Here is a 24,186-nt window from a genome sequence, read left to right as displayed (position 1 = left end):
TCGGCAAAACGGTGGCGTCCGACGATCTGCCGCACTCGCGCCAGTGCATTCCATTTGTTCTACGCATTTCCGGTATCAATTGAGCACGTTGAGTAAGGCGCGAAGATTAGGCGCTTGTTACAGTAGCGCTCGATTGAGGAGGTATGAAAGTGGACGATAAAACGGCCAGCGCGGCCTATGCCATGCGTTTCGATAGGGTTTTCGATTACATAGACCAACATCTGTTCAAGCCGTTGTCGGTCGACGAACTGAGCAAACAGGCCAATTTTTCCCGATTTCACTTTCAACGCCAGTTCTCCGCTTACACCGGGTTGAGCACGACGCGCTACATTCGGTTATTGCGCTTACGCAAGGCGTCTTACCAACTGGTATTTCAGGAGCGGCGCAGCATTACCGATATTGGCCTGGACGCCGGTTTCGAGAATGCGGAATCGTTTTCCCGCGCGTTCAAAAAATGCATTGGACAAACGCCTACTCAATTTCGAAAGCACCCGGCATGGCAGCCATGGAATGAGCGCATGCTATTACCCAAACGCCTAAGGAGTCCCCGGATGAACGTTACCATCGTCGATTTTTCAGAAACCCTAGTCGCAGCGCTGGAGCACCGTGCATCACCCAGCCTGCTTATGGACACGGTCAGAAAATTCATAACCTGGCGTAAGCAAAGCGGCTTGTCGCCGATCATCAGCAGTCGGACGTTTGGTATCGCGTATGACGACCCGACTAACACGCCCACGGACTCATTCCGATTCGATGTCTGCGGGGAGGTCAAGCAACCCGTGCCGGCCAATTTGCACGGCGTGGTCAACAAGCAGATTCCGGAAGGGCGATACGCCGTGGTGCGCCATATCGGTTCAACCGACCGTATCAGCGACAGTGTTTATTACCTCTACCGGGAGTGGCTGCCGGAAAGTGGTGAGGAATTTCGGGAATTTCCGGTATTTTTTCATTACATCAAACGCGTGTCTGAAACGGCCGAACACGAACAGGTTACCGATGTTTATCTGCCTTTGGTGTAAGCGGAAAGCGGTCTAACTGCCGAGCTAGGGTAAAACTCGGGGTGCGTGGAGAGCAGGGCCGGGTGAAGATAATCTTTGCCATCCCTTGTGAAAAAGCGGAAGACTAAGATTTAGCTTTTCCGATGGCCTCCAGGGAGAAGAGTGAGTAAGCAGGCGTGTCATCGGTGTAAAAAAATCAGAACTGCGATCGCCTTGGTAAACACCTGCGCTTGGTCGACCTACGCCGATTTCTTCCGCAATAAATAGCCGGAATAAGCCACGTGTTCTCGGCCGGCGACATCGACTAGAAAGCCGGTAGTAACGAACAATCGATCGATCAAACCAGCGTTGTGTGGTGTAGCGGATTTGAGATTCCAAAAAGCCAATCATCACTATCCAATAATCAGAGAATCAAGTTAAACAACTGCTTTCCGTGGCGATGAACGGGTGAATCTTGGCGCCTCGGCCTTTGTTCAAAACCTGAATGAAGAGATCATTGATGAGACTTACGTCGCCTCGTGGACAAAGACAGCCACGGGCCATTCCGAGACGTCATAGTTGTAGCGATTGCTAACGACGGCGGCCAGATCCGTCAACAGAATCGAATCAATGGTGCTGCCAACCATGCCATCCGATAATGAGTCAAAGCCAACGTGAGCGACTTGGACTTTAGTGGCGAGCCACAGGGATGCGGAGTCAGCAGAAAAACATCATAATTTCAGTGTGAAATTTTCTGACAACAAAGAGTGTGTTGTGAAGATCTGGCACCTAAAAGCCAAGGAATTGAGACGATGAGGCGTTTCATTAGTGACAGTATAGGTTTTAGTATAGTAAATTAAGTTTAATATAAAAAAATCCTTATATTTCATGGGTAATACATTGCTGCATCATGGGCGTGTGTTGCATTTTCTCGTCTTGCTTGGCGCCTTGCGCTTTCTGGTTATTCATTTTTTAATTAATTGATATATAAACAATATTTGTTTTATATTTTTATTGGAACATTATCGACACTTATAAAAATTTATCTGCACTTTAGCGGGTAGTGTAGGTTTTAGTATGGGTTTCTTCAGGTTGTAGACATGCCTTAATTCGTTAAAAAAACCTATACCAAATGCAATTCTACGCCTGCACCGCAACAGCTTTGCAACCTGGGCGGGAATGGCTTTTGATGGTTACCCTGGAATATGTTTGTCTGCGAAGGTGAGAATCTGATTTTGTCGCTATAGAAGCTGTATTGATGGATGTCTTCGGCAGGTATCGATTGGTCATTGGCCGGCTGTGTCGTTTCTATTGGCTATTGTCGCCTGGGAGGCTTTGAAAAACCAGTGTGATTCTCGCAGTGATCCAGTATTAGAAGCCAACTGGACATGTTTACCGCCATAGTGCCTCAAAGGCTTCAGCTGAAATTGCGAGGATGTTTTACACGATGCTAAGCGACATGGCGGATTTACGATTCACTTTAATTAGCCGAGCAATGGCTTTTGATTTGATTCAAAAGTACGCTGCAGTATCGCTCGTGCAGGCTGGAATATTACGATGCGAGCTGGCGCTGCGTTGGATTATGCAATGGATGCTGGCAGACTGCCTGAAGCCGCGGTAGATTGGTGGCGCTTAATTTTGGCGTCTGCGACAAGATTTATGAGCGCAAATAGCCCATTTACCAAGCCGTGTCTAAAAGCTAAGCCCGCTTTACGCGGGCTTTTTTGTGCGGATTGCTTTGAATTAGCCGTTGGCCGCAGAGAGCTCGACGCTTCGTTCGAAATAGTCTCCCTGTATCAGATCAAAGCCGGTATTGCGAGCCAATGCGGCTGTGCGTTTGTCATCGATTTGCAGTATGAAGCTTCGGCTGTTGATCGAGCTTGCCAAACTGCTTAATTGTTGGAGTTTTTCCAGGAGTTTATTGTCGCGGATGCGGTCCAATTCCAGCGCCGAGATGCCGACGAAGTCGGGCGCCGCGCGAGTAATTAACTCGAAGGCCGATTTTTCCAGCGAGTGATAATCAAACTTCAATGCCAGTTGGTAACCGCGGCGTTGATAATTTTGCAGGCCGCGCAGCAGCAATTGATAAAAACCGGCATAGGCGTTGTTGGCGGTCAGCGTGATGGCGACGTTGGTGGTTTGCAGGCCGCAGGCCACTATCACCTCTTCAAAATAAGCGCCATGATCTTCCTTGACACCGAGAATGTGCCGCGGGTCGACTTCCAGAAACAATAATTCGTCGAGATGCGCTTGCGGCAAATAATTCAGCATATGCACGGCTCGCGACATCCGGTCGAAGTTGATGATGGACTCGACATTAGCCTGTTCGGCCTGGGGCTGGGCCAGGTATTGTTCCAGCTCGCTGCTTTGTATCGTTTGTTTGTTGATAGTGGATACGTTCAGTTGCGCAATGTGACCTATAACATTGGCCGTGCGCAAAGTCTGGCGCAGTGGTGACAATCTGCTGCCGATGCAGATGGGGCCGAAGACCCCGTGCACCGCGCCGTTATCCAGCACAAACGGCCGTAAGCCGTTATTGTGTTCCTGCTCCAGTCTATCGTTAAAATATTCGACTAATTGTTGTAAAGGCATGAGTATCTGTCCAGTAAATCCCTAATAACTGATGGTTTGCTAATTAACGCAGAGGGTAGTGAAACTAACTCATTAAATAAAACGATAATATTTGAAATTAATATGCCTAAATTAGAAGTGCAGCCGCAAAGCCAGGCATGCCGATTTTTAGGAAAGTGGTCAAACGCAATGCGACGTGTAGGTCGATCTGCACGGGCGGTTGTTTCTATGCGTGGTTTGGAAATGGAACTCGTCCGAGTGGGGCTCGGACAAGTCCCGACAAGCCGGGTTGCTGGCTGGAAATGCCTTAATGCTGGATGTTTGGCGTTTGGAGCCGATGGAATTATTCGCGAACCCGAATCAAATCGTGGCAGCTTTTGCAAGATGCGCCGACTTTACCGAACTGAGCTTTAACTTCCGCCGCATCGCCATTGGCCGCCACTTTTTGCAACTCGTTGGCTTCCTTGATGAAGGTCGCTTCAATTTCTTTCACCTCGTCCTGCTTTTCGAAAAATTCAGGTTTCAGACGGGTCGGTTTCCAGCCGGTGCCTTTATCGGTGCCTGGGCCGTAAAGGCTGAGCAGGCCGGAATTAGCGACCGCAGCAACGGCATTCGCGGCCGCGATCACCTGATCCTTGTTAAAGGTTTCCGGATGGTCGGCTGCCTGCGCTTTGATTTTTGCGGTATTCCAGCCTAAGAACGAGTAGGCGGATTGGCGGAAGCGGATTTGATCTTCCATGTCGCCGGCCACGGCCGCCGTCGTGGCAGCGCCCAGCGCCAGTGCGAATATCAGTTTCAATTTCATGGGTTAACTCCTTGTGGTTGTAGAAAATGTAACGTTTAAGTTTTTGGATGGGCCGTAGCCGTTTGGAAGCTGGCCAACGGCGCCAGATAATTCACAAAGCCGCCGCTCCAAACGCCCCAGACCACCGTCACCGAAATCAACAAAGTGATGACGAAACGGAACGGACCGACCGGTTTGATCGGGGAGGGCGCCAAGGATCTGGGCAATTGCTTTTTGCCGGTCAGCATCGCGCCGACCAGATTGGTTTTTTTCAGGCGTTGGTACAGGACAATCGCGCTGACATGCACGGCTACCAAACCCAGTAGGATATTCACCGCGTATATATGCCAGCCGCTCAGTTTATCGCTGAGCTCTTTATCGATGCTATGAAACAGCGGGCCTTCGAAAGCAATATCGTCGTTGGCGAACAAGCCGGTGACGGCCAGAAAGCTCAAGACTGCCAGCAAAGCAATAATCGCTATCGCACCGGCCGGATTGTGGCCGACGCCTTGCCATTCGCCTTTAACGTATTCCACCAGTCTGGAAAAGGTCGGAAAGAAACTGGCGAAACGGGCATGGGTCGTGCCGATGAAGCCCCAGATCAATCGAAATACCAGCAAGCCCAAAATCAAACTGCCGAAGCGGGCATGCCAGTCGGTCAGATTGCCGCCTAGTTTGCCCGTGGCGTAAGCGCCAGCCACGGCTATGACCAGCAACCAGTGAAACAATCGTAATGGCCAATCCCAAATATGCACTTCCACTTTCATTGAAATCCTCCCGATGATTTAACTGTCGCGTAGATAAGCGTTGAAGAAACTGATGGTTCTGTCCCAGGCCAGCTTGGCGGTGGCGGCGTCGTAGCGTGGGGTGGTGTCGTTGTTAAAACCGTGTTGCACACCCGGATAGGTGTGGGATTCGTAATTGACGCCGGCTTTTTGCAGGGCCGCTTCATAGGCTGGCCAGCCGGCATTGATGCGGTCGTCGACGCCGGCGTAATGGATCAGTAACGGCGCCTTGATTTTTGCGGCCTGATCGGCGGCGGGTTGCGCGCCGTAGAACGGTACGCCAGCGCCCAGATCCGGTAGCCGTGTAGCCAGGAAGTTGACGATGCCGCCGCCGTAGCAAAATCCTACCGCGCCCAACTTGCCGTTACCTTGCGGCAGTTTTTTGATGGCTTGCGCCGCTGCCAAAAAGTCGGCCTGGGTTTTTTCTTTATCCAGTTTTTGGAACAATTCGCGGGCTTTGTCTTCGTCGCCCGGATAACCACCCACGGTAAACAGCGCGTCCGGTGCGAAGGCAATGAAATTGTCGAGCGCCAGGCGCCGGGCGATGTCTTGGATATGCGGATTCAAACCCCGGTTTTCGTGGATAACCAACACCACGGGTAGTTTGCCGGCGGCTTTGGCCGGTTGCACCAAGTAGCCACGTATTCTGCCGTTACCGTGGGGGGAGGGGTATTCCACGTAAGTGGCTTTGATGCGCGGATCGTTGTCGGCGACTTGTTTCGCTTCAGCGAAACGCGGATTCAGCGCTTCCAGCAGCGCTTCGGCGGTCAGGCCTAATAAAGCGTATTTAGGCACCGACGATAAAAAATCCCGTCGGGAAATATCGCCGTGCATATATTTGTCAAAAGCTTGTAACGCTTCCGGATGAAAGTCTTGAGCGGTCTTGCGCGCCATCCTACAGTTCCTCTAAAAGTTTGTTCCTAAACGCAAGGAAACCCTGGACGCAGCGTCTGCATCCTTGGTTTTGGCGTGGTTCGGATTGTGCTTGTGCCACGGCGTTTGGTGCCGCGATTAGCCAGCCGGGCAAACTTGTTACCCGGCCGGATCATGATTTATTGCGGAACCGTCAGAACCGACAGCTTGGTGACGCCGGCTCGTTCGATGGATGACATAACCTTGGCAACGATGCCGTATTGCACCGCGTCATCCGCATTCAGGTTTAACGCAAACTCCGGATTGGCTGCCAGGCGGTTTCTCAATTCGCCTTCGATGATTTCCAACGGAAACTCCTGTTTGTCGATGTAGATTTTGCCTTGGGCATCGACACTCAGGTAAGACGCTTGTTTGTCATCCGGCGGCGCGGTTTCCGCGGTTTTCGGCAGATTGACGTGTACCGCCTGGGTTAATAAGGGCGCGGTGACGATAAATACCACCAGCAGTACCAACATCACATCCACTAGGGGGGTGACGTTGATTTCACCCATGACGTCATCGCCGCCGTCGTCTTTAGTATTGAATGCCATTATGCGTGCGCCTCTTTCGCGATTAAGTCTTCGTGGTTATCTCTGATGTTGGGCTTTTTACCGCCGCTGACATCGGTCAAACGTGCGGAAGCTGCCGCCGCTGCCGGTTTGCTGCCGGCGCGTTCGATGATGAACGAGCTTTTCAGGGCCAAGTGCACAAAGTCGATGGCAAAGTCGTCCAGAAATGCCCAAACCACTTTATTGCGGCGGATGAAAAAGTTGTAACCCACAACCGCTGGCACCGCGACCGCGATACCGACTGCTGTGGCGATCAAGGCTTCACCAATAGGACCGGCAACGACTTCCAAACTGGCCGAGCCGGTTTTGCTGATATTGGTCAACGCCCCCATGATGCCCCAGACAGTACCGAACAAGCCGACGAACGGCGAGATACTGCCGATGGTCGCCAGCACCGCCAGGCCGCTTTCCAACGAGCCGCGTTCTTTCTGCATTTGTTGACGCAAGCGTCTGTCCAGCAACTCCTGTCTATCCCAAGTGTGTTCCAGATCGTGAGTAGAGGCGCCGCCGTCGGTTTCGATCAGCGTGGAGAAACCGATGCCGGCAACTCTGGCGGCCGGACCATCCTGATTTTCCAAATGCGCGGCAGCCTGGATGTTGGGCGCGCTCCAAAATTCTTTGTTGTAACGACGGTTGTGATAGGAAATGCGGATGTGTTGCACGCCTTTGATCAGAATTAAGCCCCAGGTGACTACCGAGGCGGCGATTAAGGTGTTCAGAGTGCCATCGACGATGACGTTGGTTGCTATCTCAGACATTTTTGATCCTCAAAAATAATTACAATTTAAAAGTGAATGGAACCGTGGTGTAACGGGCAATCGCCGTATCGCCGCGTTTGGCCGGCACGAAAGACCACTTGAGAACGGCTTTAACCGCAGCATCGTCCAGGACTTTCTGGCCGCTGGATTTGCTGACGGTCACGCTATCGGCGGTGCCGTCGGGCAGCACGTGTACTTTCATCACCACTTTGCCTTCCCAACCGCGTTCTTGCGCAACTTCCGGGTATTCCGGCAGCGGGTTGTGCAGGTAAGCCGCGTCGGCTACCGGCTCGGTGATTTTTTCTTCAACCACCGGCGCGGGAGGCGCCGGCGGAGCCGGTGGAGCGTTGTCTACTACCGGCCCTTCAACAGGCGCCGGCGCAGGCGCTTCCTCAACGACTTTAGGCACCGGTTGGATTTTTGGCGGCTTTAACGGTACGACCTTGGGTTTGGGCGGTTGCGGTTTAACTTTTGGCGGCGGTGGCGGCACCGGTTTCGGTTGCGGCCTAGTCAGGGTGATTTGGACTTTGGTCTCGGGCTTGATCGGCTCCACAATTTCTTGTTCAAACGCCGCACCGCTGAAGTGATCGACTACCGTGTTGTGGATAAAGATTGTTAGTGCGCCGATTAGTAGAAAATCGACCCATTTGTGATCGCGGGTTTCGGTGACGTATTTAAAGTCTCCCAAGGCTACTGCAACCCGTGAATGCGTTAAACCTTCTGACAACTGAGTGACAGGCGATTTTAATGAAACCACCTCTGCCGCGTCCCAATCCGCGGGGGCTCCTGCCGGTACCATTTTATTAAAAGTTGCTAAAGGACTACTCATGCCAATGTTCCCCATTTCTTAAATATAAAGGCCATATTCCCCGTTGTGCCGCGTAAAGTAAGCGATTGTTTAAAATGGTGAATAGGCTTTGATCGCTGCTATTGATTTCTAATAGAGCACGAGCTGTGCCAGATTGTCGGATGGCTTCGCTATATCTGGCTTGGATGGCGAGTTAGAACGCTAAGTGGTTTATTTATCGATTGTTTTTCAGGGAAAACGCCGGGCGGTGCGCGAACGGATTGCTAGGCGTTTCAGCGGGTATTCAATCCCGCATTGCTTGCTGAGCACCAATTTTCCGGAGCTTGTGTTTAAAGGGTGTTTGCAGGGCAACAGTTGTTGAGTGGCAGAGTTGCCTCAGCCGCAAACGACAACTTGCGTTGAGTGTGGAGTGGGCCTAAGTAAGCCGGCGAGGCCGCGCTGCTGTCGGCTTGGGTCGCCAATGCCGACAGCTACAGAAAACCTTTGGGTTTGGTTGGAGCTTTTGTCCGCCAGCAATTTCAATACCTGCCGCAAGCTTTGTTAGGCGGTTTGGGATTGCAATCGTTGCCGTTTCGCAAAAGGCATAAAGGCTAACGGTATGTAAGGGCGGGGTTAATAGTTTGCCGGCAGCTACAAGTTTATGCCGTGTTGGCTTAGCCATGGCTTCAGAAAGCTCAATAACAGCCCGGCCGTACCGCTACCGACAATGACCGGAATAACCCCGGCTTTGTAACGAAACAAAGCCAGTATGGCGGCCAGCCCGATTACTAGAGCGACCTTATCCGCCACGCCTTCAAATCCTTGGGGCCAGAAGACGTGATAGGCAAAGAATACAGCCAGATTCAGAATGACACCTACCACGGCTGCGGTAACGCCGGTCAATGGTGCGGTGAATTTCAAATTGTTGTGAGTTGATTCCACGAGCGGTCCGCCAGCCAAAATAAACAGAAAGCTGGGTAGGAAGGTGAAGTAAGTCACCACGGTAGCGGCTAGCGCGCCCGCTAAAAATAAATGCTCGCCGCCGAATAGTGTTTGGTTCCAGCCGGCGACGAAGCCGACGAAGGTGACGACCATGATCAGCGGACCGGGCGTGGTTTCGCCCAAGGCCAGACCGTCAATCATTTGCGTTGGTGTCAGCCAGTGGTAATGTTCCACCGCGCCTTGGTACACATAAGGCAGCACCGCATAGGCGCCGCCGAACGTGAGCAGGGCCGCTTTGGTAAAAAACCAACCCATCTGCGTTAATGCGCCGTCCCAGCCGTACTGAGTGCAAAGCCAACCGAGCGCACCGCCCCATAATCCCAAAGCGATAAAGGCCAGCCTGACCAGCTTACCGGTATTGAAACGGGCGTGCTCGGGGGGAGGCGTGTTGTCGTCTATCAATGCCGGGCCGAAACGTGGGTTAGATTTGCCGTGCCCCCCGCCTAAATTAAAATATTGGGGGGCCCAATTACCGCCGAGCGCGCCAAGCAAGGCGGCGACGAACACGATTAGCGGAAACGGTATTCGCAACGCAAAAATAGCCAGAAACGCTAGGGCGGCGATTGCCCATAACCAAGCGTTTTTCAAGGTCCGGGAGCCAATTCGATACGCGGCAAACAGCACAATCGCGGTCACGGCGGGTTTTATGCCATACAGTACCCCGGCCACGGCTGGTAAATGCCCGTAAGCCATATAAACCCAACCCAAACCGATTAGAATCAACAAGGATGGCAATACAAACAAGCCGCCGGCCATGATGCCGCCCCAGCTGCGATGCATCAGCCAGCCGATATAGGTTGCTAATTGCTGGGCTTCCGGGCCGGGCAGCAGCATGCAGTAATTTAAGGCATGCAGGTAACGGCGCTCGGAGATCCAGCGCTTATTTTCTACCAGATCCTGATGCATGATGGCGATCTGTCCGGCGGGACCGCCGAAGCTGATAAAGCCCAGTTTCAGCCAATACCCAAAAGCCTGTTTCAAACTCACGGGCGGCGGTGGATTGCTGGATGCCTGATTGTTGTTCATCTGTTTGTTCCTGAGAGGGCCTTACAAAAAGTGTCGAAAATATTTCCCGGTTTTGATCTGCGAAGCAAACGCGGCTTGCCATGACTTTGCCTGGTTTGGTGCGTGTCTTTGCTGTTTGGCATCAATTATGCTCGAAAATTTATGAGATTTGTTCGTCAACTAATTGACTATCATAAGAAAAATTTTGCAACTAAGCGTTTTAAAATTCGCCACGCAACGGGTATCGGACTATTATTAGTCCTGTCTCCAGGAATGCTTTTGCGGCCTGGTTCGCAGTACGGAATTAAAAATGTGTTAAGCGATCGATGCTTAGATAGGAACGCATTTGTCATAGCGGATTGTTAATCGTAAGGGTAATTTTGGCCGCTACCGGCAGATAGCTTAGACCGAGCGGGTTGGACAAGCGTCTTCAACAGGAGGATTTGTTCGCCGAGCTCATAATGCCAACTTTGGAACAGGAGGAAATCATGAAAGCCCATGATTTTTCGTTTCTGAAGCAGTCCAAACCCATTTCCGCCGTCATTGGCGGCTGGCTGGTTATTTGTGCGCTAAATGTCCTCGCAGATGCGCCGCCGGTAAGTTTTGAAACGCCTTCCGCGTTAATTCTGACTCCTTCGGATCAAGCACTGACAGCCGATGCCACTGATAGCTCGAATCTTTTGTTAAGTAATGCCGGGCGAAGCACGGCAAATCCTAATCCGATTGAAAAACGCAAAAGCCGACCAGTAAACTTGGGTTGCGGTGTCGATGTAAACCAATTCGCCAGTGAAGACAATTCCCTGTCCAGTCGATTGGTTGGGGCATGCGATTTGAAGTTTCGTTACTGAAATAAGGTATCTGTTGGTTGGACAAGATTCAAGTCTGGAAATGCGCTTAGCCGACCAAATGTTGGATTTGCTGACTGGTAATCGCGACGGTATTTAATTTGCGGATTTGCGGTTCGATGCCGTCGAAATTGCCACGAAATTCCATCAGACGCAGTTCGGCTTCAATATCGGCTACTTCCAGCAGATTTTTCAGCAGTCTATCCTGCATTTCTCGCAAGCCGCGCTGCCGGCCGAAATAACCCTCCAGGCACTCGCCCACCAGCATGAATGCTGCCGCAAACACCGTCAATACTGCAAAAGCCAATACCAATTTTGGGACACCCTGGGTTAATGCCGCTATCAATGCGCCCGCCGACAGGGTGGCGATGGTGCTGCCGATCAAACGCAAGCGCACCGAGCCTCGCAAACGTGTGCTCAGCAAATTATAGATACTCAAACACTCCTGTCTGACCAGGCCTTTGGTGCTCATGGCTAAATCGACCAGTAACTGGGATTGCGACGAATTGTCTTGCCCGATTAATTTTCCGGGCCTAAGGGTTTCGGTGTAACCGGGATGCTTCGCGCAAATTTGATCCAGCAATTCCGGTCTTAACCTGCTGAGCAGATTGACCAGAGCCTGAATATCAAGAGCGATTGAGTCAAGCATGCATATCTCCACCGGGGCGTGTAAATGGACAACGGCCAATAATAACCGGGCTTTGGCTATTGCGGGCACTGATTTTTCGGCACTGCGCAAGTTTAGGAGAATTGGCGCAAAAACCAAGGAAGTAAGCGTTGTTAAAGCAAGTGGCCTTGATGATGTATGTTTAGATCGCTGAAATGCCTTAATTGACCGGCGTTATACGCCAGGCCTCGTGCTGCCTGGCGTACTGCTTAGAGATGGGTTGTGAGTGCCTAGCGGCAATCGAACTGCTTAGGCCAATCCCGATAATTGAACACCTGACCTTCTTGGCGCACAGTATTCACCGCCGCCAAATCCACATCTGCATAAACCCATTGCGTCTGGTTATATTCGCCTATCGCCAGAATGCCATTGTTGGGAAAGCCGCGATCCACCGGCGTGTAAATCGCCGCCGCGCCGCAGTTGACGTCCACCGCTTCCGACCAATCGGCGTTGCCAACCAAGGAGGCTTGTACGACATAGCATTGATTTTCCAGCGCACGGGCTTGGCAGCCGATGCGCACTCGATAATAACCGGCCTCGGTATCGGTGCAGCTAGGCACCAGAATCAAGGTGGCGCCGCGTTCCGCTTGTTGGCGGGCGTAATGTGGGAACTCACTGTCATAGCAGATATTGATCGCGACTTTTCCAAACACGGTATCGAATAACTTGATGTCCAAGCCACGGGAAATATGCCATTGCTCGTTTTCAAAGCGCGTCATGGTCAGCTTTTCTTGATAATCCACGTCGCCTTGCGGGGTAAAGAAATAGGCGTGATTGCGAAATTCGCCGTTGGCGTGTTTGACCGGGTAAGTCCCTGCTTGAATGTAGACCCGGTATTCGGCGGCCAGCGCTTTAAATAGGTCCAGATAGCCGGGCAGCAAGGTTTGCAAAGCATCTAACTGGCCGTTCAACGAGGAATACACTTCCTTGGGAAACAGCGATGCCAGTTCCATGCAGGCATATTCCGGGAACAAAAGAATGTCGGCTTTGTTATCGGCGGCTTCTTTGACCCAACGGCGGGCCTTTGTTTCGAAGTTTTCCCAGGTTTCCAGGAAGCTGATGTCGTATTGGGCGCTGGCAATTTTAGGCACGGTCTTCTCTCAACCAAAAAGTCATCGGTTTGGCGGTTTCGGCGATGTCGTCGAGATCCTTCCAGGTGTAGGTGGTTTTCAACTCGGGATGTTTGAAGTAGCCGCGCTTGTTCCAGAACGCATCCAGCGGCACATAATCGGCTGGCCGGCGCGGGTGGTCAAGCGGGCGCTCCACGCAGCAAAAGGTGATGTGTCTGAAACCGCCCAAATCTTCGGCATGGGCTTCGCGTTGTTCGAAAAACTTTACGCCAATGCCGAGGCCGCGGTAGGCCTTGTTCAACACCGATTCACCACAATAAAACACTTGATTCGGATCGTAGCAATGTTCGATGAACGGCTTTTTGACCTCGTCGGTTTCGTATTTCAAAGGGATCGCCGTCGACGCGCCGATGATGGCGTCGCCATCGAACGCCAGCACGATGACGCTTTCCGGGCAGTTTATGTAAGTTTGCAGGTATTTCTTCTCGTACTCGTAATCGCCGTCATACAGATACGGAAAATCCCGGAACACCTCAATGCGCAGGCGCGCCAGTTCCGGAATGTATTGAATCAAGGCGTCGCCGCTGAGGCGCTGGATGCGGATGTCTTTGCTCATGCTGGTTTGCGGTTGAATGAAAACAAAATGTCGGTCGCCAAGCTTAAGGCGCGAGAGACATATTGTATTGTAGGCGGTAGCAAATTGCCTATGGCAAAGGTTTATGAACCAGCCAGCTAATCAAATTTCAATGCAGCTCCCGTTTCGTCAAAGCGTAACAGGTCGATCTCGCCGTCCGCATCCGTTATTTCCGCCTCGGCTAGAACCCCGTTAGCATGATAGGTATAGACATGACGTAATTCCACTTCGCCATAGACCAGTTTTTCCAGCAACATTAGGCGTTCATCGGCAGCGTAGCAGCCGCGGAAGTAGGTGTTGCGGTTTTCCAGATGGCTTTCGTCTGCCAGTTCGTTGACCAGTTTCAAGGGTAGTTTTACGCCGCTATAGCTAATGAAATAGCGGGTATCGCAGTTTTCTAATTCCACTTCAATTTTCCCAAGTCAAAGAAACTAATTTCCGCAATATTTGTGCCGGAATAAGCGGGCCGAATTGTCTGGGTTTCTTGCCGGTCTAAGTGGATAACGCTGTGGTAAATCGTCCGCTACGGGTTTTGATTGTCGGATTTGCTACATGGCGGGTTAGCTTGGAAATGTCACAACTGCACCTATGACAGGGCCGATACGCATAGCGCATCAGTCAAGCAAAGTCTGGCTTCGTTTTTGCTTGACCCAGGTTTTTATTCAGCCTGGTGCCTATGAAACTGTTTCTGGATTGGTCGTCTTATGAAAACGCCGGAATGGGCGACGCCTATGCCGATATTCCCAAGCATGGCGCCGATTTCGCCAAGGCCGTGGCGGTGTGCATCGGCAGCAAGCAATGCGAACGGGATGCGAAAGGGGTGATGTGCCCCAGTTATAGGGTGACGCAAAATCCCGGTCTGTCGCCGGGCGGACGAGTAAGGGCGTTGAAGGCAGCTTTGAACGCCGATAATGATGCGGCTTTTTTCAATCCGGAACTGGCCGAAACCATGGCCTTGTGTATCAGTTGCAAGGGTTGTAAGCGCGAGTGCGAAAACGAAGTGGACATGGCCTTGATCAAGGCCGAGTTTCTGGCGCAGCAAGTGCAGCGCAATGGCTTGACGATGCGGCGGCGCCTGTGGGCGGAGTTGCCGAAAATACTACGTTGGCGCGCGCTCCGGCCTTTGATCCAGTGGCGCAATCGCATGCCGCTGCTGGCGCGCTTGGGCGAAGCCTGGCTGGGCGTCAGCGCCAAAGTCCGCTTGCCGGAACCTGCCGCGCAAGCGTTTCAGGTACCGGCGCAATCCGAATTAAGTTTGCATCCGGAGTTAGCCGACAAACAGGTCGTGTTACTGGTCGATACCTTTAACTATTACTTCAACCCGGCTGCTGCAGAAGCGGCTAAAAAGTTGCTGCATAGCGCCGGCTATCACGTACACATCGCCACGCCCCTAGCCGATGATGAATCAGACCGGCCCTTGTGCTGTGGCCGCACCTACTTTTCCAATGGTCTGATCGATAAAGCCCGCATCGAAGCGCAGCGCATGCTGGAGGCTCTCGCCGAGCATGTCGCTGCGGGGCGCACGATTATTGGTCTGGAGCCCTCTTGTATTCTCAGTTTACGCGACGAATATTTAAAACTCGGCTTGGGCGAACCGGCACAAAAACTGGCGGAAAAGGTCTTGTTATTGGAAGAGTTTATCGTACGCGAACAAGCCGGCAAACGCTGGCCTATAGAGTTTCAATCCATCCCCGGCGTTAACAGCTTGTTATTGCACGGCCACTGTCATCAAAAAGCAGTCGGCGCCATCAAGTCGGTTCGCAAGTTGCTCAAGCAACTGCCGGATTTGAAATTCGAGCTGATCGAATCGTCTTGCTGCGGCATGGCCGGCAATTTTGGTGTCGAAGCCGAGCATTTCGACCAATCCCAAGCCATGGCCGAGTTGGCCTTATTTCCAGCGCTGCGCGCCGAACCTGACGCATTGCTAGTCAGCAACGGTTTCTCTTGTCAGCAGCAGATCGGTAATGGCGGCTTTGCCAAGCCGCTGCATTTAGCCGAAGTACTTTGTTTAGCCTTACCGTCACAGGATTGATGCCATGAAATTAACCATCGACAAACGTCATCTCGAACAACTGCTTAACGATCACCCCCGCTTGCAAAGCATCAATGAGCAATTGCGTTTTGGCACCAAGGCGCAAGTGCCTTACGATTTACTCAGTGAGGCCGAATTAGCCAGTCTGGCCGACATCTACTTGCAACACGGTGAAGCCTTACAACAGCAAGCAGCGCTATTGATAGCTTTGCAAGCGGCGCTGGCCGACAACAGCCATCGCTACAACGTCGATCAACTGGAAATGTTGTTGCCGGCCATTGCCAATTATTTATTGGAGGGCGGGCTGCGTGGTTGGCTATTTCATGTGCAGCCTTCCGGCAGAACCTTGGCTTATCTGATCACTCGCCTGGATTACACCCCACCGGGAGAAGAAGAAGCCGGGCGGATCCTGATCGAATTGAAGGCCAACACCAAGGGTAAAATCATGGTTGAGAGCCTCATCATTCGGAGCAAAGATCTGGCGAACAAAACCATCCCGGAGATTTTTGCCACCAAAGGTTATTTAAAAGAAACCCCGGAATTAATCGCCAGTTACGATGAGGCTACCGCTCGGTATTTTGATTGGCGCGCTCGGTATGGTGAACAGTTTTCCGGGTGGGGCACCGGCGAATACGCCGAGGACCCCACCGCTAGCCATCGCAGCAGCGACTGGACGCGCAAGAATACGGTAGTCATGTCCTCGGGTGGCGGGATCTGCCGCTTGGTCAACGACGAAAATATCCTCAGCGAACGGGCTTTGAGTCTGGACGCATCCGGCGACATTCTGGGCACTTATCTGCGTAAAGCCGGCAAAAGCATGCGCTACGACAGCAAAACCGAAAGCGCCATGGAAGCCGCCAAAGCCGATGTACCTAAAGGTATGTTCACGGAAATGCCGGTGCATGGCTATATCCTGATGTTTCATCTGGAATTGCATCACCACGTTTGGGTACACGTCGACGATACCCAGCCTTATGTGTATCAGCCGGAGTTGAAACAAAAGCTGATCCTGCCGCCCGAACAAACCGATCTGATCGACATTCTGACCGCGGAAATGGACATGCTGATGGACGACATCGTCGCCGGCAAATCCGGCGGTACCACGGTGCTGTGCGCCGGTCCGGCGGGGGTCGGCAAAACGCTGACCGCCGAAGTGTATTCGGAAATCATCAAGCGGCCTTTATACCGGGTGCATTCCGGGCAGTTGGGTTTAAACGTCGCGGAGATGGAAAAAACCTTGAAGGACACTTTGATCCGTGCCCAGCGCTGGGGGGCTGTGATGCTGATTGACGAAGCCGACGTGTACATCAAAAGCCGGGCAGACAATTTGGCTTCCAATGCCGTAGTCGGTGTGTTCTTGCGGGTGCTGGAGTATTTCAACGGCTTGTTGTTTCTGACCACCAACCGGGTCGATGACATCGATGAAGCCATCATTTCCCGTTGTATCGCCATGCTGCGCTACCACGCCCCGGATCATGCGGACAGATGCAAAATCTGGCGGGTCATGACCGAGCAATTTAGCTTGCCGGTCAGGGAAGAATTGATCGACGAACTGGCGGCCATCTTTCCCGGGGCTACGGGGCGCGACATCAAGGGCTTGACCAAACTGGTCGCTAAATTCTGCCAGCAAAAACAACTGGCGCCGGAGTTGGAGGTGTTCAAGCGTTGTTCGGTGTTTAGAGGCCTGGAGTTGCTGGACGAAGCCGCCTAGTTTGAAAAGAGGGTGTCTGTTTTCCTCGAATAGGGGTGAATTACAAATACACTTAATATTGTTACTGTTTTATTAAGTAAAACAATATATTACCGCTTGCGTGTATTGTTGAATTTAAATAAGCCGATATAGTGAATGCGAGATTTCGTTTCGACCGATAAACGGTCCGGGAGGCCAAATGAAGATCGCTAAGATAGGAAATACCGGCATAGCTATGCTGATCGTTGTCATTGCCGGTTTGCTCGGCATACTACCGATGGGGTTGGTGTTTTCCATATTGCTCTTTGCCGCATTGATGCGTGGTAGCGTGATGTTGATTGATAAAGCCATTGATAGCGGGGCACAAGCGAAGGAAATTGATCGGCATTAATTCCGGTTGGCATATTTGCCAATTGCTTGAAGTTTAGGAAAACTAATGGGTAGCGATGCCCGGCTTTACGGCTTTTATGCTGGGATTCGGGTTGTTCATCCCAATCGACGGTCCTGCCTTGCCGTTGGGCCTCGCCTGGACCGAGGGGTTGGGCGCCGCTCGGCTCAAAGCCACACACCATTGGGTAGCTCGACGCGAAGGCTCTCGCACTTCTCGTCTATTGCGATTTCAAGTTTTGCGATGACCTTCAGAATTGTATGCAATGCGTCGCGTCTGAATGGCGACCGCGGATCACGGAATATGCCGACATCTCCATCTGGGATCAGCCTTATGTGCATGTCTAGAACTTCCGCGTCGGAGTGAGCCACTTGTTTGTTCCGAAGCTCGATCAGCGCTTCATGAAGTTCGCGCTGGCGACTGCTTAGCGTTCTCAGCAGGACTCCAGGAACTGTGGTATCTGCAACTGAGGAGTTCCGACGCGAGGCCACAAATGGGCGAGCGTAAGAGACGACCAGAGCGGTGGTTAACGACATGAGAAGTGGTACGGGTTGCTTACGTCTTGGGAGTGGGATTCGGCGTTCGAGGAGTTCCTCTGCTGCGGCTTTGGCTTCGTCTAGGTCGATGCGTGCCAAGTATAGGCGCCGATACAAGCGCATTTGCGGCTGAAGTTCTGGCGGCAACTCAGTGAGTTCAAGAGAGTCTGACTTGGAGTCTGATGGCATTTGTGGCGCCTAACTAAAATTAGGCATCCTAAATGACGCAAAACATTGCGTCAAAACGATGTCAAAACGTTTTAAAAAATAGAAATATCCTTTCATTTCAACTGTGTGTCTGCATTTAGCACTGCCTAAATCAAATGGGTTAACCATCAAATTTTACCCAAACTATTTCTGCAACCGCCCCCGCCTCGCATCCATCGGATTCTGCTTTAAAGACCGGTAAATCTCTATACGATCAGCGGTACTAATGACTTTATCCAAATTACAAACCTGTCCAAAAATCCCCACCTTCTGCTGACCTAAATCGATTTCCGGAAACTCCCGCAAAATACCGGAAGCTTCTATGGCGAGTTCGACGGTGGAATTCGCCGCCAGGCTGATGGGAATAAGCAGTTGTCGATCCGGCGTGGCGTAAGCCACTTCCACCGCTATCAAATCATCCGCCATACAAGGCTTTGGCACGTTGGGTGAAGGAGGTGACCATGGTGTTGCAGATTTGATTGAACACCGGACCAAAGGCCAAATTGGCCAGCATGCCGGAGATTTCAAACTCCAGGTCCAGCGAGATTTTGCTGGCGTCTTCGCGAAGCGGCATGAAACTCCAAAAGCCCTCTAGCGAGGAAAAAGGCCCGTCCAGCAAACTGATTTGGATTCTGCCGCCTTGATCGATTTTGTTACGTGTAGTGAAGGATTTATGAAAGCCGGCCTTGGCGATGTCGATTTGGCCTTCGACGATATTGCCTTCACGCTTCAAGATTTTGCTGCCGGAGCACCAGGGTAAGAATTTGGGATACGACTCAATGTCATCCACCAGATCAAACATCTGCTTTGCAGAAAACTTGACCAAGGCGCTTTTTTGTACAACCGTGATCATTTACAGCACCCCGAGTACATGTAAGAAGACGATGAATACGGCAGCCGGCGCCACGTATTTGATCAAAAATTGCCAGGCTTGAAAGCCTTGCGCAGGCAGTTCCAACTCTTGTTCGGCATGGGCTTGTTTCATCATCCAGCCGGCAAACACCGCGATGCACAAACCGCCCAAGGGCAGCATCAGGTTGGCGGTCAGGTAATCCAGAAGCTCGAACAGGTTTTTATCGAAGATTTTAAAGTCGGACCAAATATTAAACGAAAACACCACGGCCACGCCTAAGCCCCAGCAGGCAGTGCCGGACCAGACACAGGCTTTTTGCCGATCAATATTTTTGTTTTCCACCAGCCAGGCTACGGTCGGTTCGATCAAGGAAATGGACGAGGTGAGGGCGGCGAAAAAAAGCAGTACAAAAAACAGCACGCCGAATAGCCAACCACCGCTCATATGCCCAAAGGCCAAGGGTAGGGTTTGAAAAATCAGACCAGGCCCGGTAGACACTTCTAACTGGTTGGCAAACACCAAGGGAAAAATGGCGATGCCGGCCAGCAAGGCTACGGCGGTATCCGCGCCGGCGATGAAAAACGTGGTTTTGGCAATCGAGACATGACCGGGCAGGTAAGAGCCATACACCATAATGGCACCCATGCCCAAGCTAAGCGTAAAGAAGGCGTGGCCCATGGCGGTAAGCACCGCGTCAGCGGTGATTTTGCTGAAATCGGGGCTGAATAGAAAGTGGATGCCTTGCGCGTAATAGCCTGATGCCATCGCATAAGCCACTAAAATGATCAGGATCACGAACAAGGCAGGCATCAAAAACCGTACGGCTTTTTCCAGGCCGCCTTTTACACCGCGCATTACGACTTGCATGGTGATGAACATAAACACGGTGTGCCAGAAAATTTGCTGGATAGGGCTGGCCATCAAATTGTCGAATATCTCCTTAACTTCGCCGCCGTCGGTTCCGAAAAAGCCACCGAAAAACGCTTTGAAGATGTAAGCCATAGCCCAGCCGGCAATCACGCTATAGTAGGCCAGGATTAAAAAACCGGCGATCATGCCCATCCAGCCCAAATAGCCCCAGCGCGGATCGACTTTGGCTTCGGTAGCCAGAGATTGCATCGTATTGATGGGGCTTTGCCGGCCGCGGCGGCCCAACATAATTTCCGCAATCATGATCGGTATGCCGATCGCTGCCACGCAGATTAAATACACCATCACAAAAGCGCCGCCACCGTTTTGGCCGGTGATGTAAGGAAATTTCCAGATATTACCCAAACCGACCGCCGAACCGGTGGCGGCCAGAATAAAGGCGAAACGGGAGGACCATTCGCCGTGGATGGATGGGGTTTTATCGGTCATGTTGGAGAGCCCTTGTGTTTTTATGTCGTTATTTAACGGGTGTGTGAGTAAAATATCAAAATTCACGTTTTCAGTCAGTTTAAAAAATCTTCGCTACGTAATGGCAGCCAAAAAATCCAAGAAGGACAACAAAGCCACCGATAACACCATCGCGGTTAATCGCCAGGCCTCCCACGAGTACACGATAGACGAGACTTTCGAGGCCGGTTTGGTATTGGAAGGCTGGGAAGTTAAAAGCTTGCGCGACGGTCGGATTCAGCTCAAGGAAAGTTATGTCGAGATCAGGCGTGGCGAGGCCTGGTTGAGCGGTGCGCATGTGTCGGCTTTATTGTCGGCATCTACCCACGTCAACCCCGATGCTGTGCGCAAGAAAAAATTGTTGTTGCACAGACGTGAATTGAACAAATTAATCGGCTCCGTGGAGCGCAAGGGTTATACCTTGATTCCGTTGTCGATGTACTGGATTAAGGGCCGTGCCAAGTTGAAAATCGGTTTGGCGAAAGGTAAAAAATTGCACGACAAACGCGCCGCATCCAAAGATAAGGATTGGCAGCGCGACCGAGCGCGCATCATGAAGCACGGCTAAGCTCGATGGCGACGCATCCCAATTTACTGGAGGCAGACAACAGCGTATTGCTGGTGGTGGACATTCAACAGCGTTTGTCGGCGGCGATGCCGGCTACCGACTTGAAACAAATGCTCTCGCACGGTCAGCGCTTACTGAAAGCCGCCGAGCTGTTGGATGTGTCGGTGTTAGTGACTGAACAGTATCCGCAAGGGCTAGGGCCTACTCAAGCAGAGATTAGTGAGTGTTTGCCCGGTAGTGCCCGGATTTTCAGTAAAACCGGTTTTTCTTGTTGCGCCGCGGACGGTTTCAAGCAAGCCCTGGCTGACACCGGTCGGCAGCAAGTGGTGATCATCGGTCAGGAAGCGCATGTGTGCGTGTTGCAAACCGCGCTTGAGTTGTTAAGTGCAAACTATCAAGTGCATGTGTTGGCGGATGTAGTTTGCTCGCGCCAAGTCCAGCACAAAGATTACGCCTTGCAGCGCATGCAGCAGCAAGGTGTTGCGTTGAGTTGTCACGAATCCGTGTTGTTCGAATGGTTGCGGGATGCTCGGCATAGTCATTTCAAAACTATTTCGGCGCTTTTGCGTTAGTGCTACGGGGGGTTAATGCTAAGGAAGGGATGGAACGCGGTCTTACTGGGACTGTTGCTGATACAAGGTTGTGCGGAGCCGCTGCCGCCGTTGCATACTTTTAGCGGTTTTGCGCAAGGGACCACTTACCATATTAGCTATTGGGCGCCGCAAGCCCTGGACGAGGCGCAAATCACCGCTGAAGTTGAAAAGGTTTTCCTGGATTTGGATAAAACCTTATCCAACTACCGACCTGACTCGCTAATCGAGCAGTTCAATGCCAACGCTTCGACCGATGCTCAGCCAGTCGGCGAGGAAATCGTGGCTTTGGTTAAAATCGCGCAGAACGTCAGCGCCCTGAGCCAGGGGTGTTACGATTTGACGATCAAACCTTTGTTCGAGCTGTGGGGCTTCATGGGTGATGATTTGACTATTCCCGACGATGCAACGCTACAGGCCGCTTTGGCGAATGTCGGCATGGACAAATTGCAGTTGGTGGACGATAGCCATATATCAAAAAAACTGCCGAGGTTGCGTGTCGATGTGTCGTCGATAGCCCAGGGTTACAGCGTAGAGAAAATCAGCAATGCGCTGCAAGCTATGGGTATCCAAAACTATTTGGTGGAAATAGGCGGCGAGTTGAAAGCGCTGGGTAGCAAACCGGACGGCAAGGCTTGGCGGATTGCAGTGGAAAAACCGCTACCTGGCGAACAAAAAATGCATAAGGTCGTGACCTTGCCCAAAGACAGCCCGATGTCGGTGATGACTTCCGGCACGTATCGGCATTATTTCGATGTCAAAGGTAAACGTTACAGCCACATCCTTGATGCCCGTAGCGGCGCGCCGGTTACTCACGACTTAGTGGCGGTCAGCGTGTTTAATGAAAGCCCCACTATCGCCGATGCCTGGTCTACCGCTTTGTTATGCCTGGGGCAAGAGGAGGGGATGAAACTTGCCGATGCCGAGAAATTGCAGGTGATGTTTATTCAGCAGCAAGGCACCGAGTTTTTGGAAAGTAAAACTAGAGCCTTGACCATGTCCACCCAAGTGACGATTAACTAGGCTTAGTTCTATCGTGGTAGTATCCGCGCAAAACTAAATCGGGGGAGATTTTATGTGGGGTCTAAACGATCACTTGACGTTCGCCGTGCATGGTGGCGGCGACAACGGCGGCGGAGTGGCCGGCGGGGTGGAGAGCTTATTGTCCTTCCTGGAAGTCCTGGTGCGGCAATCTCCGGCGGAAAGCTTTAATAGTGTGTTGCCAGGCATTGCCGCGCTTCAGAATATTCATCCCTTGCTGGTGCATTTTCCGATTGCGTTGCTGACCTTGTTCTTTACCCTGGATGTAATCGGCAGCTTGGCGAAGCGCTCGGAGTGGCGGCAGATAGCCGGCGCATTTTTGTATCTGGGTACTGTGTTTGCCGCGCTTACCGTGGCGGCGGGTTTGGTGGCGGCAGGGAGTGTTGCGCATGGCGGTGATGTTCACGAGATCATGGAGCATCACGAACATCTGGGTATCTCGGTATTGAGTTTGGCTACTCTACTGTCGGCGTGGCGTTTGTTTAGCAAAGGGCTGATAGCCGGATCGGCAAACACGCTGTATTTATTACTGGCGGCGATTTTATCGGCTTTGCTGGCGTTTACCGCCGATCTGGGTGGGCTGATGGTTTATAAGCATGGTGTGTCCGTGCAAGCGGCAGATCAGGTCAATCGCGCGGCAGCACTGGCCCATGAACACGAGGGCGTTGCGCCGCAGAATTTGCCTGCAACGTCTGACGAAACCGAAGTTGAAGATTTGAATCCGGAAGATACCCATCAGGATGAAACGCCGCATGGCCCTGCCGGTCATCATCACGACCATGATCATGCGCATTGACGCCCACCTTAGGAGCCACCGGACGAAGGCTGACAAGGGTCAGCCTTTTTTTATTGGCGCGGACATGACATATCGGATACCTGTGTTATTCTACGCCGCCATTTTTTATGAGGCTTTCGATGCGTACCCGCGTTAAAATTTGCGGCTTTACCCAGGTGGGGGATGCGCTTTATGCGGCCAATTTGGGCGTCGACGCGATTGGTTTGGTGTTTTATCCGCCTAGTCCAAGAAACGTCAGTATTGAACAAGCCGCAAGCATCAGTAGGGCGTTGCCAGCTTTTGTTAACGTGGTAGCCTTGTTCGTCGATGCTGAGCCGGCTTTGATCCGCGAAGTATTGAATAAAGTAAGGGTGGATTGCCTGCAATTTCATGGCGACGAGCCTGCTGAGGATTGCCGGATTTACGATAAATCGTATATCAAAGCCATTCGCATGCAATCCGATACCGACGTCGTAGGATTGCAACAGCAGTACCACGATGCGGCCGGGTTACTGTTGGATGCTTATCATCCGGGCGTGCAGGGCGGCAGCGGTAGCAGTTTTGACTGGGATTTGATTCCTAAGGCCCGCAGTTTGCCGATCATTCTCGCGGGTGGATTGATGCCGGAAAATGCCGGGGAAGCGATTAAAGCGGTAAAACCGTATGCGCTGGATGTCAGCAGCGGTGTTGAGGCCGGGAAAGGCATCAAGGATGCGGCGAAAATGGCTGCTTTCATAAGAATAACTAATCAAGCGACTTGAGA

The 24,186-nt window shown here is 51.9% G+C and carries 27 protein-coding genes; 11 read left to right on the top strand and 16 right to left on the bottom strand.

Annotated features, from left to right (window positions below; translation table 11 throughout):
* Nucleotides 1–149 precede the first annotated feature (149 nt).
* Nucleotides 150–1,019 carry an AraC family transcriptional regulator gene (locus tag ACWAU0_RS18670; protein WP_458137568.1) on the top strand — a complete coding sequence of 290 codons (870 nt, stop codon included), beginning with the start codon at nt 150–152 and terminating at the stop codon, nt 1,017–1,019.
* A gap of 1,701 nt (nt 1,020–2,720) precedes the next feature.
* On the opposite strand, the gene ACWAU0_RS18665 is transcribed toward ACWAU0_RS18670, so the two are convergent.
* From ACWAU0_RS18665 to chrA, 8 genes are all read right to left on the bottom strand, one after another.
* Nucleotides 2,721–3,569, bottom strand: a complete 849-nt coding sequence (locus ACWAU0_RS18665; RefSeq protein WP_458137567.1) for an EAL domain-containing protein — start codon at nt 3,567–3,569, stop codon at nt 2,721–2,723.
* 322 nt (nt 3,570–3,891) lie between these two features.
* The gene (locus ACWAU0_RS18660) at nt 3,892–4,353 is read right to left on the bottom strand and encodes a cytochrome c (RefSeq protein WP_458137566.1); all 462 of its coding nucleotides are present in this window, start codon (nt 4,351–4,353) and stop codon (nt 3,892–3,894) included.
* Nucleotides 4,354–4,388: 35 nt separating this feature from the next.
* On the bottom strand, nt 4,389–5,099 hold the full coding sequence (locus ACWAU0_RS18655; RefSeq protein WP_458137565.1) for a cytochrome b/b6 domain-containing protein: 711 nt from the start codon (nt 5,097–5,099) through the stop codon (nt 4,389–4,391).
* A gap of 18 nt (nt 5,100–5,117) precedes the next feature.
* On the bottom strand, nt 5,118–6,011 hold the full coding sequence (locus tag ACWAU0_RS18650) for a dienelactone hydrolase family protein (protein ID WP_458137564.1): 894 nt from the start codon (nt 6,009–6,011) through the stop codon (nt 5,118–5,120).
* A 158-nt stretch (nt 6,012–6,169) separates the two neighbouring features.
* The gene (locus tag ACWAU0_RS18645) at nt 6,170–6,580 is read right to left on the bottom strand and encodes an ExbD/TolR family protein (RefSeq protein WP_319960762.1); all 411 of its coding nucleotides are present in this window, start codon (nt 6,578–6,580) and stop codon (nt 6,170–6,172) included.
* Entirely contained in the window at nt 6,580–7,356 is a 777-nt protein-coding gene (locus tag ACWAU0_RS18640) for a MotA/TolQ/ExbB proton channel family protein (RefSeq protein WP_458137563.1), read from the bottom strand. The genes ACWAU0_RS18645 and ACWAU0_RS18640 overlap by 1 nt, the downstream gene beginning before the upstream one ends.
* A gap of 19 nt (nt 7,357–7,375) precedes the next feature.
* On the bottom strand, nt 7,376–8,185 hold the full coding sequence (locus ACWAU0_RS18635; RefSeq protein ID WP_523070821.1) for an energy transducer TonB: 810 nt from the start codon (nt 8,183–8,185) through the stop codon (nt 7,376–7,378).
* A gap of 609 nt (nt 8,186–8,794) precedes the next feature.
* Complete coding sequence (chrA, locus tag ACWAU0_RS18630; RefSeq protein WP_458137561.1) at nt 8,795–10,171, bottom strand: chromate efflux transporter; 1,377 nt, start codon at nt 10,169–10,171, stop codon at nt 8,795–8,797.
* 467 nt (nt 10,172–10,638) lie between these two features.
* Here chrA and ACWAU0_RS18625 point away from each other — a divergent pair, with 467 nt between their 5' ends.
* Complete coding sequence (locus ACWAU0_RS18625) at nt 10,639–10,998, top strand: hypothetical protein (RefSeq protein ID WP_445369170.1); 360 nt, start codon at nt 10,639–10,641, stop codon at nt 10,996–10,998.
* Nucleotides 10,999–11,044: 46 nt separating this feature from the next.
* On the opposite strand, the gene ACWAU0_RS18620 is transcribed toward ACWAU0_RS18625, so the two are convergent.
* A complete protein-coding gene (locus ACWAU0_RS18620; protein WP_033158672.1) occupies nt 11,045–11,644 on the bottom strand; it encodes a hypothetical protein in 600 nt (199 codons plus the stop codon).
* On the opposite strand from ACWAU0_RS18620, the gene ACWAU0_RS18615 reads away from it, so the two are divergent.
* Entirely contained in the window at nt 11,643–11,816 is a 174-nt protein-coding gene (locus ACWAU0_RS18615) for a hypothetical protein (RefSeq protein ID WP_458137560.1), read from the top strand. The two genes, ACWAU0_RS18620 and ACWAU0_RS18615, sit on opposite strands and share 2 nt — an antisense overlap.
* Nucleotides 11,817–11,892: 76 nt before the next feature.
* Here ACWAU0_RS18615 and ACWAU0_RS18610 read toward each other — a convergent pair whose 3' ends face one another.
* From ACWAU0_RS18610 to ACWAU0_RS18600, 3 genes are all read right to left on the bottom strand, one after another.
* Nucleotides 11,893–12,753 (bottom strand): carbon-nitrogen hydrolase family protein, encoded by an 861-nt coding sequence (locus ACWAU0_RS18610; RefSeq protein ID WP_458137559.1) that lies wholly within the window; start codon nt 12,751–12,753, stop codon nt 11,893–11,895.
* Entirely contained in the window at nt 12,746–13,348 is a 603-nt protein-coding gene (locus tag ACWAU0_RS18605; RefSeq protein WP_458137558.1) for a GNAT family N-acetyltransferase, read from the bottom strand. The genes ACWAU0_RS18610 and ACWAU0_RS18605 overlap by 8 nt, the downstream gene beginning before the upstream one ends.
* 116 nt (nt 13,349–13,464) lie before the next feature.
* Entirely contained in the window at nt 13,465–13,773 is a 309-nt protein-coding gene (locus tag ACWAU0_RS18600; protein WP_033158667.1) for a DUF6156 family protein, read from the bottom strand.
* A 269-nt stretch (nt 13,774–14,042) separates the two neighbouring features.
* Here ACWAU0_RS18600 and ACWAU0_RS18595 point away from each other — a divergent pair, with 269 nt between their 5' ends.
* The 3 genes from ACWAU0_RS18595 to ACWAU0_RS18585 all read left to right on the top strand — a co-directional run bounded on the left by ACWAU0_RS18595 (nt 14,043) and on the right by ACWAU0_RS18585 (nt 17,479).
* Nucleotides 14,043–15,398 carry a (Fe-S)-binding protein gene (locus ACWAU0_RS18595; protein WP_458137557.1) on the top strand — a complete coding sequence of 452 codons (1,356 nt, stop codon included), beginning with the start codon at nt 14,043–14,045 and terminating at the stop codon, nt 15,396–15,398.
* A gap of 4 nt (nt 15,399–15,402) precedes the next feature.
* Nucleotides 15,403–17,109 carry an AAA family ATPase gene (locus ACWAU0_RS18590; protein WP_458137556.1) on the top strand — a complete coding sequence of 569 codons (1,707 nt, stop codon included), beginning with the start codon at nt 15,403–15,405 and terminating at the stop codon, nt 17,107–17,109.
* 178 nt (nt 17,110–17,287) lie between these two features.
* A complete protein-coding gene (locus ACWAU0_RS18585) occupies nt 17,288–17,479 on the top strand; it encodes a hypothetical protein (protein ID WP_033158664.1) in 192 nt (63 codons plus the stop codon).
* 164 nt (nt 17,480–17,643) lie between these two features.
* Here the strand turns inward: ACWAU0_RS18585 and ACWAU0_RS18580 are convergent, their stop codons facing one another.
* The 4 genes from ACWAU0_RS18580 to ACWAU0_RS18565 form a co-directional block, all read right to left on the bottom strand.
* Complete coding sequence (locus ACWAU0_RS18580) at nt 17,644–18,111, bottom strand: hypothetical protein (protein WP_458137555.1); 468 nt, start codon at nt 18,109–18,111, stop codon at nt 17,644–17,646.
* Nucleotides 18,112–18,363: 252 nt separating this feature from the next.
* A complete protein-coding gene (locus ACWAU0_RS18575) occupies nt 18,364–18,645 on the bottom strand; it encodes an RnfH family protein (protein WP_458137554.1) in 282 nt (93 codons plus the stop codon).
* Complete coding sequence (locus tag ACWAU0_RS18570) at nt 18,635–19,072, bottom strand: type II toxin-antitoxin system RatA family toxin (protein WP_201798987.1); 438 nt, start codon at nt 19,070–19,072, stop codon at nt 18,635–18,637. The genes ACWAU0_RS18575 and ACWAU0_RS18570 overlap by 11 nt, the downstream gene beginning before the upstream one ends.
* Nucleotides 19,073–20,431, bottom strand: a complete 1,359-nt coding sequence (locus ACWAU0_RS18565; RefSeq protein ID WP_458137553.1) for a sodium-dependent transporter — start codon at nt 20,429–20,431, stop codon at nt 19,073–19,075.
* A gap of 100 nt (nt 20,432–20,531) precedes the next feature.
* On the opposite strand from ACWAU0_RS18565, the gene smpB reads away from it, so the two are divergent.
* The 5 genes from smpB (at nt 20,532) to ACWAU0_RS18540 (ending at nt 24,184) form a co-directional block, all read left to right on the top strand.
* On the top strand, nt 20,532–21,017 hold the full coding sequence (gene smpB, locus ACWAU0_RS18560) for an SsrA-binding protein SmpB (RefSeq protein ID WP_020481594.1): 486 nt from the start codon (nt 20,532–20,534) through the stop codon (nt 21,015–21,017).
* 5 nt (nt 21,018–21,022) lie between these two features.
* Nucleotides 21,023–21,589, top strand: coding sequence for an isochorismatase family protein (locus ACWAU0_RS18555; RefSeq protein WP_458137552.1), 567 nt, complete (start codon nt 21,023–21,025; stop codon nt 21,587–21,589).
* 15 nt (nt 21,590–21,604) lie between these two features.
* A complete protein-coding gene (locus tag ACWAU0_RS18550; protein ID WP_458137551.1) occupies nt 21,605–22,630 on the top strand; it encodes an FAD:protein FMN transferase in 1,026 nt (341 codons plus the stop codon).
* A gap of 52 nt (nt 22,631–22,682) precedes the next feature.
* Nucleotides 22,683–23,444, top strand: coding sequence for a DUF2231 domain-containing protein (locus tag ACWAU0_RS18545; protein WP_458137550.1), 762 nt, complete (start codon nt 22,683–22,685; stop codon nt 23,442–23,444).
* A gap of 119 nt (nt 23,445–23,563) precedes the next feature.
* A complete protein-coding gene (locus ACWAU0_RS18540; protein WP_458137549.1) occupies nt 23,564–24,184 on the top strand; it encodes a phosphoribosylanthranilate isomerase in 621 nt (206 codons plus the stop codon).
* The last annotated feature ends 2 nt before the right edge of the window (nt 24,185–24,186 follow it).

The sequence above is a fragment of the Methylomonas sp. Uni0009 genome (genome assembly GCF_054188105.3).
Note: the sequence above shows the minus strand (reverse complement) of the source record. Positions and strands in the feature narration are given on the sequence as shown.

Bases quoted from the DNA above. Each gene is read 5' to 3' on its own strand.
- ACWAU0_RS18665 (WP_458137567.1), bottom strand. From the start codon at position 3,569: ATGCCTTTACAACAATTAGTCGAATATTTTAACGATAGACTGGAGCAG.
- ACWAU0_RS18660 (WP_458137566.1), bottom strand. From the start codon at position 4,353: ATGAAATTGAAACTGATATTCGCACTGGCGCTGGGCGCTGCCACGACG.
- ACWAU0_RS18655 (WP_458137565.1), bottom strand. From the start codon at position 5,099: ATGAAAGTGGAAGTGCATATTTGGGATTGGCCATTACGATTGTTTCAC.
- ACWAU0_RS18650 (WP_458137564.1), bottom strand. From the start codon at position 6,011: ATGGCGCGCAAGACCGCTCAAGACTTTCATCCGGAAGCGTTACAAGCT.
- ACWAU0_RS18645 (WP_319960762.1), bottom strand. From the start codon at position 6,580: ATGGCATTCAATACTAAAGACGACGGCGGCGATGACGTCATGGGTGAA.
- ACWAU0_RS18640 (WP_458137563.1), bottom strand. From the start codon at position 7,356: ATGTCTGAGATAGCAACCAACGTCATCGTCGATGGCACTCTGAACACC.
- ACWAU0_RS18635 (WP_523070821.1), bottom strand. From the start codon at position 8,185: ATGAGTAGTCCTTTAGCAACTTTTAATAAAATGGTACCGGCAGGAGCC.
- chrA (WP_458137561.1), bottom strand. From the start codon at position 10,171: ATGAACAACAATCAGGCATCCAGCAATCCACCGCCGCCCGTGAGTTTG.
- ACWAU0_RS18625 (WP_445369170.1), top strand. From the start codon at position 10,639: ATGAAAGCCCATGATTTTTCGTTTCTGAAGCAGTCCAAACCCATTTCC.
- ACWAU0_RS18615 (WP_458137560.1), top strand. From the start codon at position 11,643: ATGCATATCTCCACCGGGGCGTGTAAATGGACAACGGCCAATAATAAC.
- ACWAU0_RS18620 (WP_033158672.1), bottom strand. From the start codon at position 11,644: ATGCTTGACTCAATCGCTCTTGATATTCAGGCTCTGGTCAATCTGCTC.
- ACWAU0_RS18605 (WP_458137558.1), bottom strand. From the start codon at position 13,348: ATGAGCAAAGACATCCGCATCCAGCGCCTCAGCGGCGACGCCTTGATT.
- ACWAU0_RS18595 (WP_458137557.1), top strand. From the start codon at position 14,043: ATGAAACTGTTTCTGGATTGGTCGTCTTATGAAAACGCCGGAATGGGC.
- ACWAU0_RS18590 (WP_458137556.1), top strand. From the start codon at position 15,403: ATGAAATTAACCATCGACAAACGTCATCTCGAACAACTGCTTAACGAT.
- ACWAU0_RS18585 (WP_033158664.1), top strand. From the start codon at position 17,288: ATGAAGATCGCTAAGATAGGAAATACCGGCATAGCTATGCTGATCGTT.
- ACWAU0_RS18575 (WP_458137554.1), bottom strand. From the start codon at position 18,645: ATGGCGGATGATTTGATAGCGGTGGAAGTGGCTTACGCCACGCCGGAT.
- ACWAU0_RS18570 (WP_201798987.1), bottom strand. From the start codon at position 19,072: ATGATCACGGTTGTACAAAAAAGCGCCTTGGTCAAGTTTTCTGCAAAG.
- ACWAU0_RS18565 (WP_458137553.1), bottom strand. From the start codon at position 20,431: ATGACCGATAAAACCCCATCCATCCACGGCGAATGGTCCTCCCGTTTC.
- smpB (WP_020481594.1), top strand. From the start codon at position 20,532: ATGGCAGCCAAAAAATCCAAGAAGGACAACAAAGCCACCGATAACACC.
- ACWAU0_RS18555 (WP_458137552.1), top strand. From the start codon at position 21,023: ATGGCGACGCATCCCAATTTACTGGAGGCAGACAACAGCGTATTGCTG.
- ACWAU0_RS18550 (WP_458137551.1), top strand. From the start codon at position 21,605: ATGCTAAGGAAGGGATGGAACGCGGTCTTACTGGGACTGTTGCTGATA.
- ACWAU0_RS18545 (WP_458137550.1), top strand. From the start codon at position 22,683: ATGTGGGGTCTAAACGATCACTTGACGTTCGCCGTGCATGGTGGCGGC.
- ACWAU0_RS18540 (WP_458137549.1), top strand. From the start codon at position 23,564: ATGCGTACCCGCGTTAAAATTTGCGGCTTTACCCAGGTGGGGGATGCG.